Raw genomic sequence first — 18,820 nt, 5'->3', positions numbered from 1 at the left:
TGCAGCTTCGTATAATTGGTGGATTAATCTAATCTGTGAAGAAGTACCCATTGTGTTGTATTTGTTTTTCTTAAAAGCTCATTGGATAAATTTAATCATGTAAGGTAATAAAATTAATAGAGCAAGTAGTCCTGCACTGACAAGGACTGCTGTTAAAATAGCTTGGTTTGACATTATTTTTCTCCTTTTTGTAATTGTTCTATATATATTCTACTTTTTTTCTTGAAGTATGTTGGTTCAATTTCACTTCTGTTAAAAATAGGACCACCAATAAATTCAATGTTTGTTGATAATATTAATTCTAATTCACTTTCTTTTGAAATTGCATGCGCTACTAATTTTGAATTAATTACTTTTGCAAACTTCAATAATTCAGCCATTAATCCAGTATTAAGCCTAGAAATAATAGTACTTTGGTAAATTGATTTATCTAAAAATATGTAGTTGGGTTTAAGTTTTGCAATTAACTCTGTTTGTTCATTTATATTGAAATTGAATATTGCAAATTGAATGCCTGTTGATTTTAATTTTCTCAACTTTTTGAGAAGTGACTTATCTTCAAACATGTTGAGAACTTTGGAATCAAAGGAAAGTATTACATTTTCTTTTGATTGTTTAAATCTTGCGAATGATGCAATTAATTCTTCGAACTCAAATTCATTACTCATAAATTTCTCTAAAGGATAGTAAACAACTATCGGTGTTTTGTTTCATCCATCTGACATTTTTAAAGCTTGAGCCGCATTATAAGAAAGGAGAACACTTTTGTAACCCATGTACTCCGCATACTCTTCAACGGATGCATATTTAACATCAAGAACATCCGTAGTTATCGGTAATGCAACATTAAGTGCAGTCCTTGTTTCTTTAAGAGAATATATGGGTGTGAACTCATTTGAAATAGACAATACTCCAATAGAGTTATCCAACGTCTTAATAGCTGCATAATCTGATGCTCTTTTCTTATAGACTTTTGGATCGAAAACAATAACTCTATTTCACCCTTTATTTCATCTTGAATATTCAAGAGCAAACTCTGCTTGTGATTGCATTTTAAAGATATCCTGTTCTTGTAAACCATAAACAACAATCCCAGCACGCATACTTAATTTTGCAGTTAGATCTTCTAACGAGTATTCACCCTCCATCTCTAACAACATTTTTTCTAAAGCTTTAAATGTCTCACCTTTAGTTCTAATTGCGCCCTTATTTTCTTCAATCACAGTTTTAAGGTCTGCCATTTCGTTTGTTGGTAAGAAGAAACCATATTGTGTACTATTAACTTTAAATAACGCAGCATCCTTTGAAACTGTACTTTGAACAATTTCTAATGCCATCTTTTCAAAATCATTTCAATTATTTTCAAGTTCTTTTGATCAATTCATTTCCAATATTACAAATAAAGCCTCAGAAACTTTTTTAGAACTTATCATATCTTGAATAACTTTTGCAGAAATAGATTCTCTATAGAACTTTAAAGTGTCATATGTCGATGATTCGTATAAAAGGTTTGCTGAACGCAAGAATCTCAATAAATATGAAATCAATAAGATTAAAACGATCGGAAGTAAGAAAGGCAATAGTGTTGCAAGTACAAATTGAACTGTAAACTCATAATTCAATTGTGTTGAAGATATACCTCACATGATGATAATGTTAGCGAACAAGAATATACTATTAATCAATAAAGAAAACTTCGGTTTCAAGAATGGTTTAATTAAAACTGTTAAAGTCATCGATACGAACATGATGGCAATGATGTAGTAAAAAACTTTATCAATAGGATATATAAACATTGAATAAAGCATAGAACCAATTATAGAAACACAAGATACAAAAGCTCCACGCAAGAATATCAACGTTAGACCAATCGAAATGTAGAAGTAGGGTTGAGAAAATTGAGAAGTTTGATAAAACACAATTTGGAAAATCAGTCCAAAAAGAGAGTAAACAACACCCTCAAGTGATTCGATTAATAATTTAGGGTAGTTTTTTCTTGTAATGTAATCTGACTTCTTACTTCTTTCGATTAAGAAGTAAAGACCAGAAAAGAAAACAATGAAAAATAGGATAGCAAGAACGTTAATAAAAATTTTCATACTAAATTATACATTACTACTATGTAGTAAAAAATGTTGTTTGTTGTTGGGGTCAAAAATGGCGTAAAAAAATGGTGGAGATGCCGGGAGTCGAACCCGGGTCCACACCAACCTTACACAAAGCGCGTCTACAGTTTAGTTCATTTTGGGATTTGCCTCTGTTGAATTCTAATAGAACGAAATCCTTCACAAAGGTTCTGCTATAGGTTCATTATGTTTTAGCAGATCCACATAACTACCCCTCGTGTAATACGTTAGGCCACCTCCGAGGAAAAAGTGGATTCACGCTAGTCGCTAATTAAGCGAAAGCTAGGTTGTTTGAAGCTGCTGAAGCGAAGAATAAATCTTGGTCAGTTACAGTTTCTTGTTTTTTATTTGTTGCATTTATTAATGCGCCTAGTCCCTTAAGGTTTGGAGACCACTGCAGCACAAAGGTCCGGTTGATCTGTCGAAGCCATTACACCCCCGTGATTGTTTTGCATATAAATTATACACCTTTAATGAGAAAAAACTTTTTATAACACCCAAAGTTTTATGACTTATATTTGTATATTTTTATAAATGCTAACAATGAACGAAACTAATAGATTTAATATTATTAAATAAGTTGAGACATGAAACTCAAATATCCATGGAAATCGCATTACTTAATAAAAAAATACTCATTAAAATGCAATAAAAAAGAACCCTACAGTTCTTTTATACATTGTATTGTTTTTTAATTTTTCTTGATATGTCACGTTCTTTGATAGTTTCTCTCTTATCAATACGAGATTTACCTTTACCAAGAGCAACATCAACCTTAACATAACCATTATTAGACCATTTAAGAGTTGTTGCAACTATTGACATACCTTTTGTTTTAACACCGTTTTGAAGTTTCTTAAGTTGGTGTTTGTGAAGAAGTAATTTTCTACTTCTTAACTCATCACCAGGAACTGCCATATATTGAGAAATATTCATTCCCATTAAGTAAGCTTCATCATCAGTGAAGTTTACGAAAGCACCCCTTAAAGAAACTTTGCCGGCACGGATTGATTTTACTTCTCAACCCATTAGTTCAATACCAGCTTCTATTCTTTCTGATAATTCATAAGAATAATGAGCATCTTTATTTTTTGCGATTACCTTTGCCATTGAATCTCCCTTTTGGTGAGCTCGAAATGTCTTGCTTATCAGCTAGGTCTGCAAGAACTAAGTCGATCTTACCTTCTGTTTTTGAAGTTTTGGTTACTACTACATCTACCATATCACCGATTAAGAATTTTCTATCTTTACCAGTTAATTGAAGTCCGTTTTGAGATAGATCATATTTACTATCAGTTAAAGTAGTGATATGAACTAATCCGTTTACTTTATCTTCGAACTCAACAAAGAAACCAAATTTTTGGATAGAAACTATTTGACCATGTAATTTCTTACCAATGAATTTTGTATAGTATTCAGCTTTTTTGATGTCAGCAACTTTTCTTTCAAGTTCCATTGCTTTTTGTTCTGATAGAGAATTTTCTTTTGCTATGTTATCTAGAATTGAATCGAAATGATCTTTTCTATTTAATTTACCTTCAAAGAAATACTCTCTTAGCATTCTATGAACCATTAAATCAGGATAACGTCTAATTGGTGAAGTAAAGTGTGTATAGTTCTTTGAAGCAAGTCCAAAGTGACCAATATTATCTTTTTGATAAATTGCTTTTTGCATAGTTCTTAACATCATGATTTTCATGAAATCATCAAATCTGTATTGTTTAAGATCATTGATTGATTTAGAAAAATCTTTTGGATTAGGTTCTTGAGGTATATGAACTTCAAGCCCAAGAGCCTTAACAACTTGTTGTAAAGCAACGATTTTTTCCATGTCAGGTTTATCGTGAACACGATAAATAAATGGTACTTTTGCATCAACTGTATGTTTAGCAACAGTTTCATTAGCTCTAACCATAAAGTCCTCAATCATCATTTCTGATTCTCCACGAGGTCTTGGAACAATATCTACTGTTTTACCATTTTCATCAATTATTAATTTTGATTCTTCAATCTCAAAATCAATATATCCTTCTTTAAGTTTGAATTTTCTAATTTTTTCAGTTAATTCACGAGCAACATCTAGAAGTTCTTCTAAATCTTTTGCTTCTGGATATTTCTTATCACCTTTGTAATAATCGTTAACTTCTTTATAAGTTAATCTGTGTTTTGAATTAATAATTGCAGGGTAAATTCTGTGCTTAACAGTTTCACCTCTTTGGTTAATTTCCATATCACATGAAAGAACAAATCTATCTACATGTGGATTAAGCGAACAAATACCGTTTGATAGCTTTTCAGGAAGCATAGGTATAACTCTATCTGCAAGATAAACTGATGTACCACGAACTAATGCTTCGTTGTCTATTTCAGTCCCTTCTTTAACATAATGCGTAACATCCGCAATATGCACACCTAACATGTAGTTACCATTTTCTAATTTACGAACTTCGATGGCATCATCAAAGTCTTTTGTATCATCCCCATCAATTGTTACGATAAGACGGTCACGAATATCTTCACGCCCTTCTTTTGATTCGTTATCAATAGTATCTGGAATGTCGTTATTAGCTTCATCAAGAACTGGTTGTTCTCACATATAAGGAATGTTTGCATTTTCTATTGCTGATTGTATATCAACTCTTGCATCATCCTTGTGACCAATTTCTAGAACTGAATCCAACATTGTGAAACGATCTTGATATTCAACTATTTTAGCTTTAATAATATAGTCAACTTTTAATCCTTCAGTATTCACAAATCTAAACATTGCATTAACTCTGTCATCAAGTGGTTTAAACCCAAAGTTATCACCAAACTTAACAACTGTACCAACGATTAATGTTCTAAATCTTTTAACGATTTCAGTTACAAATCCACTATAAGCATCCGCTTTAGTAGGATCTTGGAAGATTTTAATCTTTACAGTATCTTTATCAAATGCTTTATTAGTTGCACCTGGTCCGATAAATACAGATTCACCATCTTCTCTATCAACAAAACCAAAACCTTTTGAAGTCATTCTAATAACTCCTTCAATTGTTTCTAGTACTTTTGGTTTGTAGAATTGTCTTTCTCTTGTTGTAAACAATTCACCTTGTTTAACAAGGTTATTTAAAAATCCTGAGAATTTTCTATTATCCTCTTGTTTAATATTCATTTTTCTTGCAATTCACCCAAACGATCTTGGGTTTTGATCCATTATTTTTAATATTAGTTTTTTATCCATAATTACATATAGACTCTAACGATGATTGCCCCGATCATTAGTAAAATACCAAGCCCGAACATCACCCTTTTTAGAATCTTTTTTCCTCCTCTTTCTTTTGAGACTTTGAAAAGATCTAAATCAGATGAACCAACTAAAGCTCCAGAGAATCCCTGGGAATCTCCTGACATCAATAGTGATAATCCGATTACGACAAATGATAGCACCAACAGTGTTATTAAAATTCCTAGCATAAATCCTCCTTTATTTTATTTTTGTGTTTAAGCTATTTAAGTACAGTCAACATAATAATTCAACCAATAATATAAGTTAATATAATTAGCGTTGGAATTATCGCGTAAACTCATTTCTTCTTAATCTTCTTAGCAATTATAACAAATAGTGCCAATAAACCTAATTCAATGGCTGTAATTGTTCCTAAAATTCACACACCGTGTAACCCATGAACGTCAGGTCCAGTTAGTATAGGAGCTGTATGGAATGCTAAATCTCCTCAGAAAATAAGTGAAATATTAAATATGTGAGAACCAATAATAGATGCCACGGCAGCAATTGGTTGTTTGGCTCTAACAAGAACCACTAAAGAAACAATCTCTGGCATAGCCGTTGTCATCGATAAGAAGATACCGCCGGCAGATTTAGGAGAAAGCTGATATGTTTCCATCATGGCATCAATAGTTAAATTCAACCCTACTGCTGCAACTAATAATAACGCTGAGAAAAGTAAGAAACCTAAAACACCTTTTTTAGCTGAAATATTTTTAACTTTATCGTCCACTTGTTCATCTTCTGTACCGATTTTATAAGAAAGAGCAACATAACCAACATATACCAGCAAGAAGAAGAAAGGAATTAAACCAATAACTATTTTTCCACCCTTACCAATATGTAGATCTTTACCGAATCAAATAACAATTGTTAGGAAAATTGTCATACATAATGAAATACCAATTGATATCAATGTTCATCTATCTAATTTTTTAGCAAACATTTGTTTTGCAAAAATAAGCATCACTACAGCAATCATTGTTGTAGAGAATAAGTTGGCACCTAAATCATCAGATAAACCAACGGCAGGCGTTCCATTAACACCTTGTGTAATTTCAGTAACTAATTCAGTTAGAGAAGTTGCAACAGAAACTAAAGCACCACCAACAAAGGCACCACCAAATTTTGTTTTTTCAATAACAACCTCAGCATACTTAACCATTTTTAATGAAAAGAAAAAAGTTATAGCTGCAATTGGGATAAATCATATTCACATTGTCCCGGCATTATTGAAACCCGCAAATTTTTCAACTATATTATTCATAGAAGTATTATATACTTATAATATGCTATCTAAAAAAAATAAATGGAAGTACGCAAAATTTTCAAGAACATTAATTTCTCATAAAAAAATAGAAAAGATTAAAAACAAAAAGGATGTTATCTTATACGATACTCGTGTAAAAGATTCTTATGAAAAGGGTCATATAAAAAATAGTATTCATGTTTCTGCTTTAAAAATAAGGAAAGAAATCATGAAGCAAAATAAAAAAGCAAAGATTATATTACTGGGTAATGAAGAACGTTCAAATGCATCGGTTGCTAGTTGAGCAAGATTCCATGGTTTTAAGCGTATAAAGTTACTTAAAGGTGGAATGAATAAGATTGATAAAAAACACCTTTTTATCAAGCCAAAAACATCAAAAGAAACTAACGTAAATAAAGACTCCTAAGTCTTATTTTTTTCCATTAAAAAAGCTCCCATTGGGAACTTTTAATATAAGGATAATTATTGATTTATATGTTTGCTATTTTACGATTGCTTCAACAGGTCTTGGTGTACCTTTATTTTTAATTTTGTGATTAATACACATAATTAGAAGAGGGATTTGAACTAAGAATAATGGGATTGATGAGATTAAACTTATAATAACAATTCCTAGCCCTGGTTCGTTGAATTCGTTTGCGATTTTTCCTGATCAAAAGATTGTTCATAAAACACCACACATAATTACAAGAGTTGAAGAAATTCATGAAAGTGAACTTGTGTTCTTGCTTTTTAATACCTTAAATAGTTGTGGGAAGAATGGTAGCCCTGTACAACAACTCGCAACTATTACGATCACATACTGTATTCATTCAGTCATTTGTAAGTCTAAAATTCAAATAACGATTGATGTTGACAGAATTCCTGCCAAAATTAATGAGAACACTGCGAATACTTTTATTTTATAAATGTAACGCATGATTGGGAACATCATTAATGTAATAACAAAGTTAGCTGCTCAACCTGGGTATGCTTTGTTTGCTATTGCAATTGTTGAAATTGTTCAAAGTGCTGAACCGAATGCAACTGATGCAAATGTAAATTTAGACAATTGACTTACATCTTTTGTTTTCACTGTTTTCACCATTTGTGGAAAGTACATCAGTATCCCCATGGTGGTGGCTAATCAGCCAAATACTTCATATCACATATTTACCTGCTTTCTTTTTCTACTTTATCAAGTGTTGGGATTGATTTTTGAGCACCTAAACGAGATATTGTAACCTCTGCTGCCCTCATCCCAAACTTAATAGCTTTTTGTATATTATTTGTATTGTAATATTCTTCGACGAATGCACCTACAAAAGTGTCACCCGCCGCAGTTGTGTCAACTGTTGTTATCTTTCTTGATTTAAAGTGTTCGTTAACACCATCCATAGAAAGAGCAACTCCATTTGCACCTAAAGTTGTAATGATGTTTTTGCATCCTCTTGCTCTAAGTGCTTCAGATGCATTGACAACATCTTCAAGATTATTAACTTTTTGGTTTGAAACGTATTCTAATTCAGTTTCATTTAATACTAATCATTCGATTTTATCGATTCATTCTTGCTTAAAACTCATTGCTGGTGATGGATTTAAAATAATCTTCTTACCAAGTTTATGTGCAATTTCAACAGTGTGATCTAGTAATCAGTTGTTTGTTTCCAATTGCATAAGAACAACATCACTTTCTTCAATTGCTGCTGTTAAATCATCTAAATCTTTTTCAGAGAAATCATGGTTAGCTCCTCCGTTGATGATAATCATGTTATCTTTTTCAGTTTGTGAAACTGTGATAGTTGCCATACCTGTTGTTTTTTCATCTGAATAAGATATATATTTTGTATCTATTCCTTCATCTTTAAGGTATTCAACAATATCTCCACCATATCTTTTACCAACTTTAGCAAATAAAGAAACTTTATTATTTTCTCTTGAAAGCCTTTTAGCTGCAAGAGCTTGGTTAGCACCTTTACCTCCGTTGTTAATTAAGAAATCTGCTGTCATAATTGTTTCTCCCTTTTTAGGGAATTCGTACACGTAATTTACATAATCTATGTTTATACTTCCTACTACTAATAAATTCATAATTTTTCCTCCTTGGAACTCTATTATGCTCTTAAAAAAAGTTCAAGTCAACCCCGTCTATATGGCTTTTGATTTTTTAGAAATTTCACTTCCCGCTCCTTAAAATGAAGGTTTTCCTTTGAAATCCAATTCTCCCCTTATATAGATAGGGACGTGAGGGCTTAGCGCACACTTTTCAATAAATTTCCTTGTCGTTTCATTGATTTGACATTAATGCATCGCAAAGTTTTTTATATTCCTATTGCTATATAATTTAAATATGAGCACTACAATGAAACAATACATATTGAGATATTTATTACTTAAAATGCAAAACCTAGAATTCAAGGTCGGGGATAAACTACCAAGTGAACAATTCTTAGCTATAAAATTTGACTGCAATAGACATACCGTTAGAACGGCATTAGAGATATTAAAAAGTGCACAATTAATTTCCAACCATAATGGTGTAGGAAATATTGTGATTAATAACATGGATAAGATGTTTGGAATGAGACACTTAATCCTTTCTGACGATATTAAATCTAAAAAAATAAATAAAAATCAACTACCTATTTCATTCTTAAATTACATCGATGATGAGAAAACCATTTTCGAAGAAACTTATACACAAAGAAATAAAATAATTGCAAAATCATACACAATTGTTGATGGTGATATTCAGGGTGAATTGAATCATGAAAATCAACTACCACAATTATTGGCCTACAATGGTGTTTGTATATTTGAAGTAGAAGAAAAATTCAAATTCCAAAGTAATCCTCAATATGTAGAATGAAAAAATGAAGATGTGGTTACATTTACTCAAAAATACACAGACCAAAAAGGTAATGTTATTGCATGGATATTAACCAACTTAGACATTTCTTTTTATAAGAATACAAGAAACTTTAAAATTTAAAACGCATAGACGGATTATTTTCCGTTTTTTTAAACATATATCAAAGACATTTAATAAATAAGGAGGTATTATGAAATTATTAGTAATAGGAAGTGTAAACATAGATTATGTGAACTATGTTTATGAATTCCCAAAAAAAGGTGAGACAATAACAACCACTGATTTTCTAATCAACAATGGTGGAAAAGGTGCAAACCAAGCCCTTGCAGCCAAAAGACTTTCAAGACCAAATAATAAAGTTTCTTTATTCGCTAAGGTTGGTAAGAAATATGGGAGTGAAGTTATCAGTTTTCTTGAGAAGGAAGGCATTGAAACTCAATATATATCTTATTCAGATGAAAAAACAACAGGTATGGCAACCATCACAGTTTCACAAACTGAAAAAGATAACATGATTATCATCAACGGAGGAGCCAACCATGATTTCTCTGAAAAAGATTTAGATGATTTAACAGCAGCAATTGAAGAAAGTGATGTTGTTCTTATGCAACTTGAAACTAATGAATGATTATTAGATCAAGCTATTGAATTGTCAAGTAATTTAAATAAAAAAATCATTCTAAACCCTTCACCAGCCTCTAATTTTAAACAAGAGTGAATTAATAAAATTGAATGACTGGTATTGAATGAAACTGAATTGGAATACATTTCAAATCAAAGAATCAATAATTTAAAAGATATTGAACATGCATCCAAAACCCTTATAACAAAAGGTTGTAAAAATGTCATTACGACTTTAGGGGCGAATGGAGTTGTCCTTTCTTCAAAAGATATGAATGAACATTTCAAATCAATAAAAGCAACAGCGATTGATACAACTGCTGCTGGTGATACTTTTGTTGGTGCTTTTGTTGAGGAATATTACAATACCAACAATAAAGGTAAATCAATCGAATTCGGAATGAGAGCAGCGGAAATTACAATTTCTCGTTTAGGTGCTCAAAAATCAATCCCAACCCTCAAAGAAATAAAGAAGAAATAGATTGCGAATTTTAAAAAAGTGCAAAGAAAAAAGTAGCTAATTTTCTTCAGCTACTTTTCTTAGTTTTATTAATCAGTGATTTAAACCAGCTCTGGTTTTTTTAATCCCTTTTCTTTCCAAAATCATAACCAATTCTGATAATGAAGAGTAAGGATTTTTCTTTTTAGTTTCAAAGAAAGTTATTTCATTTTTCTTAAAATTATCCAATAGATCATTTTTAACTACGTATTCATAATTTTTCAAGTGAGCTGTTGATGCTTTCGACAACTTTTCTTGATTATAAATATCTAAATTTGAATATCTATTTAAGTTATTTCTGAAATCACGTTCAATTCTTGCATCTTCAAATTCCATTAAAGATATTGAAGTTCTTATAGCCCTTAAGAAATCCGCAATCATTTCAGATTTCTTGATATATAGAACTCAATTTTTTCTTCTTTGAATTAAAGAGAAATTGAAATTATAGTTGTTCAAGAAATTTCTGACTTTTTCAGCTTGATTTCTGTAATAGAATTGTAATTCTAAATGATATGAGGTTGATGAAGGGTCAGACATTGATCCACCACCAATGAATACACCAGCAAAGTAAAATCCAGGTTCTTTTATCTCGTATTCTTTTTCAACATCCGACATTTCAAGAACAATTCAGTTCTTATTTTCTTTATCACTTGTTGAATTCACTTCCAATTGAACTAATAAATCTCTAATTAGATTAGAAATTTCAGTATTGTTTAATTTGAGAATCATTTTATCGCCGATATAACCAGCTGAAGATACTATTCCATGAATAAGAGCATTTGCTTGTTCAACATTCATCTCTTGAGAGAGAACCTCGTTTTTAACTTTATTTGAAAACGACATCTATACAATCACTTTTTCTATTGCTGTTTTAAGCAAGTGTTTATTATGACGAACTTGCCCTTCTTTATTAACATAAAGTAATGGAGCAATTTTTATTTCCATTTCTTCAACATCGTTTTTAACAAGGAATTGCTTTTCTTCTTCGTATCTTAAAAGAGTTTTTTTAGAAAGAGTTCCTTCAGGGAAGATAACTTCACTTATTAATCCTTGTCTTGTATGTTTCTCAATAGCATTTATATGATCAGAAAGCTTGTAATCATCTGTTTCACCGTATTCTGTGAATGCATTTGCAATGTATATAACTTTTGCTTTAGTTTTTACAAACGCCTCTCTAATCCCTGGAAATACAAGGTTTGAAATAAGTGAAGTGTATAGTGAACCCATACCCAAGATAACATAATCAGCATTTTCAATTGCTTTAATTGCATCTTGTGTCGCTTCTCCACCTTCAACTCAAATTTTATCAACGTCTTTCTCAGGATTTGCTAATGAAGTTTCACCGAATGAAATTGTTCCATCAGTATATTTAGTTACAAGGTTTGTTTTGGCATTTGATATTGGTAAAACCTCTCCTTGAACGTTCAACATTTTTGAAGTTTTCTTAATACCCTCAGCAAAATCTTTTGAGTTAGCAATGTTTGCAGAGATGATTAGGTTACCCAATGCGTGACCATCGAAATGAGTACCTGTATTTTCAAATCTGTATTCCATTTGTTCTTCTAAATCTGTTCTGTGTCTTGATAAGGCACCTAACACACGTCTAATATCTCCAACTGCAGGAATATCAAAATGATCTCTTAATACTCCAGTTGATCCCCCATTATCAGTAACCGTTACGATTGCTGATATTTCAATATTTTCAATATACTTCACACCATTAAGGAGTGTGGAAAGTCCAGTTCCACCACCTATTGTTACTACTTTTTTCATTTTATTCTCCTTTTTGGTTAAATTTCTTTTTTAGATTTCATTGATGATATGCTTAGCAGCAATTGTACCATCTGATGTAGCTGTTGTAATTTGACGTATCTGTTTAACGATAATGTCACCAGCTGCATAAATTCCTTTTACGGAAGTTTCCATGTTTTGATTTACTTTGATGAAACCAGTTTCATCTGTAATTCCTAAGTTACCAGCAAATTTTGCAACAGGGATATATCCGATGTATGGGAATAAAGCTTTTATTGCTAATTCCTTTTCTTCTCCATCTTCAGTATATTTAATACCTTCTAATGATTTGTCACCTTCAAGTGTATGAATCATTGATTTCATATGAATTGTTACATTTGTTTTAGCTTTTAATGAATCAACTTCTTTCGCATCCGCATGGAAGAAATCATCCATGATAAATACGTGAACTTCTTTTGCTACTGAAGATAAGAATGCTGCTTCTTCGATTGCGGCATTACCCCCTCCAATAACTCCAGTAATTTCACCTTTGTATAAAGGACCGTCACAAATAGCACAATAAGAAACACCTTTGTGGTTGAATTCGTGAATTCTATCAATCTTAGGTACTCTTGAAACCATACCAGTTGCGATAATAACCTTTTTAGCAATAATTTCATTACCATTAGCTAATACTATTACTTGTTCAGATTCTCCATTAGATTTTAAATCCGAAACTTCTCCATATTGGTGTTTAACACCGTTGGCGATTACTTGATTGTACATTCCTAATGCTAAATCAGGTCCAGAAGTTGAACCTGCCCCTGGATAGTTTTCAACTTTAAAAGTTGTAACCATTTTTCCTCCAGGAGCTCCTTTTTCAATCATGATTGTCTTTAGATTAGATCTTGCAGCATATATCGCTGCAGCCATACCAGCTGGTCCTGCACCAATAATTGCTACGTCATATTTATTTTGATTTTCTGACATTCTTTTTCTCTCTTTCTGGCTCAACATAACCCTCTTCAAATTTAACTAATTCATGTTCACGAACTCATATGTGACTCTTGAATCTTCAACTCATAGGTTTATAGTTTGCATATTTTTCTATCATTTGTTGTTTTACTTCTTTGTAATTCGCAGAAGTGAACATTCCTTTAAATGCTGACACTACAAAAACTGATGTTTTAAGCGGTCATGTAATAAAGAAGTATCTTTGTTCTATTTTTATTCTTGTGTATTTTGGTTTTGTTTCATTTAATGTTTCTTTGTAACCCTTGAATGGACTAGAAACTCAAAATGCTTTTAAACCTTTTTTGAAGTTTGTTGATCTTTGTTCTGATTTTCTCTTTGGTTCATCAGAATAATCAACATACCCTCCTTTTACTGCCATATTCTTTCCTCAATTAGTAAAGAATGCACGAACATATTTATCGAAAGTTGAATATAAGATTAATAATATACCCGCAATAATAAATATTGCTGATGTAAACACGGATGCTTCAACTTTTCCATCGAATCAATACATATAATCCGAAGGATCTCTTAGTGGTTCCATAATAATACGAACTGTTCCGTATCATGCGAAATATCCACCTGCAGTAACTCCTGGTTTTGTTCAGTTAAATGTATTCATAACAAAGTGAAGAATAATAAACCCAACAACTGATGTCATAAATTCATAAAAGAATAATGGAACACGGTAATGTTCACCATCTCCCGATCTAATAAACATGTTTGAATGTATGTAATCACCCATTCATGAAGATCAAACGCCAGTTTCATCAACTTTACCATATACCTCGTGGTTAGCAAAGTTTCCTCATCTACCTATTGCTTGACCTATCAATACTGCTGGAACAACATAAGTTAATACAGTTCTAGGATCTAATATCCTACGTTTTGATCATACATAACCAAAACCTCCTAAGATAGCACCCATTACTCCACCTTGAATCGCCATTCCACCTTCTCATGCTGCGAATCAGTGTTTACCTCATCCGTCTGGTGGTGTAGCTGGTGAATCTAGATTACCTAGAACATATCACACCCTCGCACCTATTAAAGAACAAGGTATAACGATTAGTGTAAGTATTTGCAATGCTTCAATTGAGTATTTTTGTTTCTTTCAATAATAAAGAATACCCAATATTGAAAACAACATCCCAAACATCATTGTTAAGGAATAAACCTTTACATCAAAACTACCAATACTAAATGCCGTTGCTGGTTCATGTGCATCGAACGCTTTATGATATTCCATACTATTTATCCTCTTCGTTTGCTTCAGCCATACGTTTTTGAATCATTGCGAATGAATCAAAACCATCTTTCTTAGCGACATGTAAATTAGTTGCAGCAGTAATTAAGGCTCTAATTGATTTACCACTCTTAACAGGGATTTCTGTTTTAGGAATGTGTCCACCCAATGTGTTATAAACAAGATTACCATTACCAAGTCTATCGAATTCTTTAGAACTGTTTTCAGCATCAATTAATTCAACAACTAATTCGATTTTAGCTGAATCCCTAACTGATCTAACTCCAAAGATTTTTCTAATATCAAGAAGACCAATACCCCTTGCTTCTAATAGATCTTTTGTTATTGTAGCTGGTGTACCAATATAGTCTTTTCCAACTCTTGTGATATTAACGGTATCATCAGAAACAAAGATGTGACCTTGTTGTATCAACTCGATAACGGCTTCAGACTTACCAATACCTGACTTACCGATTATCATTACTCCAACACCATTAATAATTACTAAAGATGCATGAACAGATTCAGTTTTATTAAACTTAGCTGCTAAGTGCCCTCTAATAATCGCAATAATATCTGTTACGTGTAAATCAGTAACAATTATAGGAACATTGTGTTTTGTTCCAACTTCTATAATTTTTTTCGCAGTTGTTTTTTTAATACCAACAGAAAGGAATACAACAGGAGGTTTGTGAGAAAATAATTTTTCTATTGATGAAAGGGTTTTCTCTTCTCCCACTAAATTGAATCATTCTTGCTCTTTAGTACCTCAAACAATAACGTTTTTACGAATACCTTTATTAAGGATGAATCCACATAATTCTAAACCGGCACGGTAGATACCTGGAGAAGTGATTTTTGTTCATTCATTAATATCTTTTTCATTCGCAATTGTGAATTCACATTTTCGAATAATTTCTTTAACTGAAATAGCTTTTTGTTTGTTAGCCATACTTAAAACCTCCTATGCATTAATGCTCTTGTAGTATTGTGAGAAATACGTTTTATTAATTCATCAAATAATTCACTACCTTTTTCAGTAAACACTTGGAACGGGTTCTTTTGTGCATATGATGACATTGATGATGAAGATCTTAGTTTATCCATATGATCAATGTGTAGTTGTCAATTGGCGTCGAATGTTTCAAGAATTAAATCTCTTTCATAATCATGAGTAGATTCCTCACCAATAACTTCGAATGCATTTTCTCTAATTTCGTCATACGCTTTAACTAACTCTTTAGAAATGTATTCCACCAGTTCTTCAACACTTAAGTTTGTAATGATAGCTGGTATAAGCTTAAACTCTACATTTTCAAATCAAACATTATTTAAAGAATTAGCAAGTTCTTCATGGTTAATTGTGTCATCTTGGTTTTGGAATTGTGGGAATAGAACAACTTCTTGAACAACTTTTTTGAACATCCTGTGAATAACATTTAATAAATCTTCTTGAGAAATTATGATATCTCTTTGGTTGTAAATTGCATTACGTTGTTGTCTAATAACATCATCGAATTGAAGGACGTTTTTACGAGAGTCATAATTGAACCCCTCAATTTTCTTCTGAGCTCTTGTTAATGCTTTATCCATTGATTTAGAAGAAATTGGCTTATCTTTAAATGATGCAAAAGATTTTTTAAGTTTTTCTTGAGCTGAGAATCTTGAAATTAATGAATCATCTAGTGAAAGGAAGAATTTAGATCTACCTACGTCACCTTGACGTCCAGCACGACCACGTAATTGATTATCAATACGACGTGATTCTGCTCTATCTGTTCCTAAAACAAATAATCCACCAGCTTCTTTTGAAGCATCATCCAATTTAATATCGGTACCACGACCAGCCATATTAGTTGCAATTGTAACCGCTCCAATTTCTCCAGCTTTAGAAATGATTTCAGCTTCCTTACCATCTTGTTTGGCATTAAGAACCTTATGGGCAATTTTGTTCTTTTTAAGTAAATCAGCAAGCTTTTCTGATTGTTCAACCAGTGAAGTACCTACAAGTATTGGTTGGTTTGTAGTTTCTTTAACTCTTTTTATTTCGTTAACGATAGCGTTGTATTTATGTTCAGAAGTAACATATACATTGTCCCTTTCATCTTTACGTATAACTGGTTTATTTGTTGGGACTTCAACAACACGCATATTATAGATATCAATGAATTCACCTTCTTCAGTTTTACCGGTACCTGTCATACCTGATAATTTATCAAACATACGGAATAGATTTTGATATGTTACTGTAGCCATTGTTTTTGTTTCATCTTCGATTTCAACTTTTTCTTTTGCTTGGATAGCTTGTTGTAATCCATCTGAATATGAACGACCTTCCATAATACGTCCAGTAAATGCATCGATTAGTTCGATTTTGTTATCACGCACAATATAGTCACCATTAATCTCCATTACATAATTGGCTCTTAGTGCATTTTGAACACGGTGAACTAATTCTGAAGATTCTAGTGAGAATAGGTTTTCAATTCCATAGAATTTATTAGCTTTATCGATACCAGTACCTGTTAATTGAATACTTTTTGTTTCTGCATCAATTTCATAATCTTTTTTCTTAAGCGAAACAACAAAAGCTTGTGCCGCTTCATAAAGTGTAGAAGGAACTGCATCTCCACCAGTAATGATTAACGGAGTTCTAGCTTCATCAATAAGAATTGAATCAACCTCATCGATAAGTGCAAAGTAGAATCCACGTTGAACTTTTTCCGACATTCTTTTAACCATGTTATCTCTTAAATAGTCAAATCCAATTTCTGAGTGAATTGAATATGTGATATCACAATTGTATGCCTCACGTTTTTCTTCGGTAGAAAGTTCACGCTTGTTAATTCCGTATGTTAATCCTAGGAAGTTATGAACTTGACCTGTTTCAATCGCATCACGTTCTGTAAGGTATTCGTTAACTGTAGAAACAATAACTCCCTTACCCGCTAATGCATTCATATAAACTGGCATGATTGATGTAATAGTTTTACCTTCACCAGTTTTCATTTCAGCAACTGAACCCATTGTCAGGATAAGTCCACCGATTATTTGCACATCATATGGTCTTTTACCCAATACTCTGAAACATGCTTCTCTCGCAACAGCGAATGCTTCAACTGTAATTTTCTCCATACGATCATCTTTGTTAAGTCTTTCTTTAAACTCTTCAGTCTTCTCTCTTAGTTCTTCATCTGTTAATTTTTTAATTTCTGGTTCAAGAGCGTTGATATCTTTTAAGTAAGATTCAGCTCTTTTCAATTCAGAAGATTTTATTTTAAATATTTTTTTCATATATAAATTGTAAATCATTTATGTAATAAATGTAAATATTGATAGATACAAAAAAATAACTTTTTTTGACTAATTGGTTATTTTTTGAGATAAAACACATTTTTTAACTATTTTTTCGCATAGAAAAGCAATTAAAATACCCCTTCATAAATTGTCGGGATATTCAATGAAATGAGCGTGTTTTGCTATTTTTTTGTTTTATTGATTATTTGATAATATTTCCTGAAAAAAGATAATAAAAAAATAAGCTATTGCTTATTATTTTAATTATTTGTTGTTTGCAACTAGAACGTCAATAACTCTTTCGTTTGTCATTGGAATTTGCATTTGTGTTTTTTGAATCATTGTTTTAATGTTTTCAAGTTTTTGTTGGTAAACTTTTGCTAATTTTTCATATTCTTTATCGTAATCAGCATCTGTTAATTCGATTTTTTCAACTTTTGCAATTTCAGCAAAGATTAATGAATCTTTAAGTGAAGCTTCAGCTGCTTGTTTGTATTGTGATTGAAGAGCTTTTTCTTCCATACCTGTCATTTCCATGTAAGTTTTTTTATCAATACCTTGTTGTTTCATGGCATCTAAGAATTTTTCTTCTTGGTTTTTCATTTCTTTAACTACAAGTGACATTGGAATAGCTAATTCTGTTGCTGCTTTAATTTCTGTGAAAGCTGCTTCTTTGAATTCCATTCTTGATTTTTGTACTGCTTGTTGTGTAAGAACGTCTTTCATGTAAACTTTTAGTTCTTCGAATGTAGTAACACCTGGTGCATTGATTTCTTTAGCGAAATCATCGTTTAATTCTGGTGTTTCTTTAACTTTAACTTCTTTAACTGTACAGATGAATTTTGCTTCTTTACCTTTTAGTTCTTCTGAGTGGTATTCTTCTGGGAAAGTAAC

Annotated in this window: 17 protein-coding genes and 1 other RNA gene; 3 read left to right on the top strand and 15 right to left on the bottom strand. The window is 31.7% G+C overall.

Going from position 1 to position 18,820, the window contains the following annotated elements; translation table 4 throughout:
• Positions 1 to 173: 173 nt before the first annotated feature.
• The 6 genes from C4B25_RS02180 to C4B25_RS02155 form a co-directional block, all read right to left on the bottom strand.
• Positions 174 to 2,099, bottom strand: coding sequence for an EAL domain-containing protein (locus C4B25_RS02180; protein ID WP_131613429.1), 1,926 nt, complete (start codon positions 2,097 to 2,099; stop codon positions 174 to 176).
• Positions 2,100 to 2,171: 72 nt separating this feature from the next.
• Positions 2,172 to 2,566, bottom strand: a transfer-messenger RNA (tmRNA) gene (gene ssrA, locus C4B25_RS02175).
• 232 nt (positions 2,567 to 2,798) lie between these two features.
• Positions 2,799 to 3,236 (bottom strand): SsrA-binding protein SmpB, encoded by a 438-nt coding sequence (gene smpB, locus C4B25_RS02170; protein ID WP_131613428.1) that lies wholly within the window; start codon positions 3,234 to 3,236, stop codon positions 2,799 to 2,801.
• Positions 3,211 to 5,352 carry a ribonuclease R gene (gene rnr / locus C4B25_RS02165; protein WP_131613427.1) on the bottom strand — a complete coding sequence of 714 codons (2,142 nt, stop codon included), beginning with the start codon at positions 5,350 to 5,352 and terminating at the stop codon, positions 3,211 to 3,213. The genes smpB and rnr overlap by 26 nt, the downstream gene beginning before the upstream one ends.
• A 2-nt stretch (positions 5,353 to 5,354) precedes the next feature.
• The gene (gene secG, locus C4B25_RS02160) at positions 5,355 to 5,585 is read right to left on the bottom strand and encodes a preprotein translocase subunit SecG (protein ID WP_131613426.1); all 231 of its coding nucleotides are present in this window, start codon (positions 5,583 to 5,585) and stop codon (positions 5,355 to 5,357) included.
• Between the two features lie 32 nt (positions 5,586 to 5,617).
• Positions 5,618 to 6,664: a sodium:calcium antiporter gene (locus C4B25_RS02155; RefSeq protein ID WP_131613425.1), complete on the bottom strand. Its 1,047-nt coding sequence runs from the start codon at positions 6,662 to 6,664 to the stop codon at positions 5,618 to 5,620.
• A 22-nt stretch (positions 6,665 to 6,686) separates the two neighbouring features.
• On the opposite strand from C4B25_RS02155, the gene C4B25_RS02150 reads away from it, so the two are divergent.
• Positions 6,687 to 7,073, top strand: a complete 387-nt coding sequence (locus C4B25_RS02150; RefSeq protein WP_131613424.1) for a rhodanese-like domain-containing protein — start codon at positions 6,687 to 6,689, stop codon at positions 7,071 to 7,073.
• A gap of 75 nt (positions 7,074 to 7,148) precedes the next feature.
• Here C4B25_RS02150 and C4B25_RS02145 read toward each other — a convergent pair whose 3' ends face one another.
• Together C4B25_RS02145 and rbsK (C4B25_RS04840) are read right to left on the bottom strand one after the other, a co-directional pair.
• Positions 7,149 to 7,817 (bottom strand): PQ-loop domain-containing transporter, encoded by a 669-nt coding sequence (locus tag C4B25_RS02145; RefSeq protein ID WP_131613423.1) that lies wholly within the window; start codon positions 7,815 to 7,817, stop codon positions 7,149 to 7,151.
• A 2-nt stretch (positions 7,818 to 7,819) separates the two neighbouring features.
• Positions 7,820 to 8,737, bottom strand: coding sequence for a ribokinase (gene rbsK, locus C4B25_RS04840; protein WP_210725168.1), 918 nt, complete (start codon positions 8,735 to 8,737; stop codon positions 7,820 to 7,822).
• A gap of 259 nt (positions 8,738 to 8,996) precedes the next feature.
• On the opposite strand from rbsK (C4B25_RS04840), the gene C4B25_RS02135 reads away from it, so the two are divergent.
• Both C4B25_RS02135 and rbsK (C4B25_RS04835) read left to right on the top strand, forming a co-directional pair.
• The gene (locus tag C4B25_RS02135; RefSeq protein WP_131613421.1) at positions 8,997 to 9,638 is read left to right on the top strand and encodes a winged helix-turn-helix domain-containing protein; all 642 of its coding nucleotides are present in this window, start codon (positions 8,997 to 8,999) and stop codon (positions 9,636 to 9,638) included.
• Between the two features lie 70 nt (positions 9,639 to 9,708).
• On the top strand, positions 9,709 to 10,620 hold the full coding sequence (rbsK, locus tag C4B25_RS04835) for a ribokinase (protein WP_210725167.1): 912 nt from the start codon (positions 9,709 to 9,711) through the stop codon (positions 10,618 to 10,620).
• A gap of 36 nt (positions 10,621 to 10,656) precedes the next feature.
• Here rbsK (C4B25_RS04835) and whiA read toward each other — a convergent pair whose 3' ends face one another.
• The 7 genes from whiA to C4B25_RS02095 all read right to left on the bottom strand — a co-directional run.
• Complete coding sequence (gene whiA / locus C4B25_RS02125) at positions 10,657 to 11,481, bottom strand: DNA-binding protein WhiA (RefSeq protein ID WP_131613419.1); 825 nt, start codon at positions 11,479 to 11,481, stop codon at positions 10,657 to 10,659.
• A complete protein-coding gene (locus tag C4B25_RS02120; RefSeq protein WP_131613418.1) occupies positions 11,482 to 12,411 on the bottom strand; it encodes a gluconeogenesis factor YvcK family protein in 930 nt (309 codons plus the stop codon).
• A 30-nt stretch (positions 12,412 to 12,441) separates the two neighbouring features.
• Positions 12,442 to 13,359, bottom strand: a complete 918-nt coding sequence (locus tag C4B25_RS02115; protein ID WP_131613417.1) for an NAD(P)/FAD-dependent oxidoreductase — start codon at positions 13,357 to 13,359, stop codon at positions 12,442 to 12,444.
• Positions 13,340 to 14,632 (bottom strand): prolipoprotein diacylglyceryl transferase, encoded by a 1,293-nt coding sequence (lgt, locus tag C4B25_RS02110; protein ID WP_131613416.1) that lies wholly within the window; start codon positions 14,630 to 14,632, stop codon positions 13,340 to 13,342. The genes C4B25_RS02115 and lgt overlap by 20 nt, the downstream gene beginning before the upstream one ends.
• 1 nt (position 14,633) lies before the next feature.
• Positions 14,634 to 15,581 carry an HPr(Ser) kinase/phosphatase gene (hprK, locus tag C4B25_RS02105; protein ID WP_131613415.1) on the bottom strand — a complete coding sequence of 316 codons (948 nt, stop codon included), beginning with the start codon at positions 15,579 to 15,581 and terminating at the stop codon, positions 14,634 to 14,636.
• Positions 15,582 to 15,583: 2 nt separating this feature from the next.
• On the bottom strand, positions 15,584 to 17,923 hold the full coding sequence (secA, locus tag C4B25_RS02100; protein WP_131613414.1) for a preprotein translocase subunit SecA: 2,340 nt from the start codon (positions 17,921 to 17,923) through the stop codon (positions 15,584 to 15,586).
• A gap of 267 nt (positions 17,924 to 18,190) precedes the next feature.
• The coding region (locus C4B25_RS02095) for a trigger factor (protein ID WP_210725166.1) at positions 18,191 to 18,820 on the bottom strand (630 nt) is incomplete at its 5' end.

The sequence above is a fragment of the Mycoplasma todarodis genome, from assembly GCF_004335995.1.
Taxonomy (GTDB): domain Bacteria; phylum Bacillota_I; class Bacilli_A; order Mycoplasmatales; family Metamycoplasmataceae; genus Mycoplasma_K; species Mycoplasma_K todarodis.
Note: the sequence above shows the minus strand (reverse complement) of the source record. Positions and strands in the feature narration are given on the sequence as shown.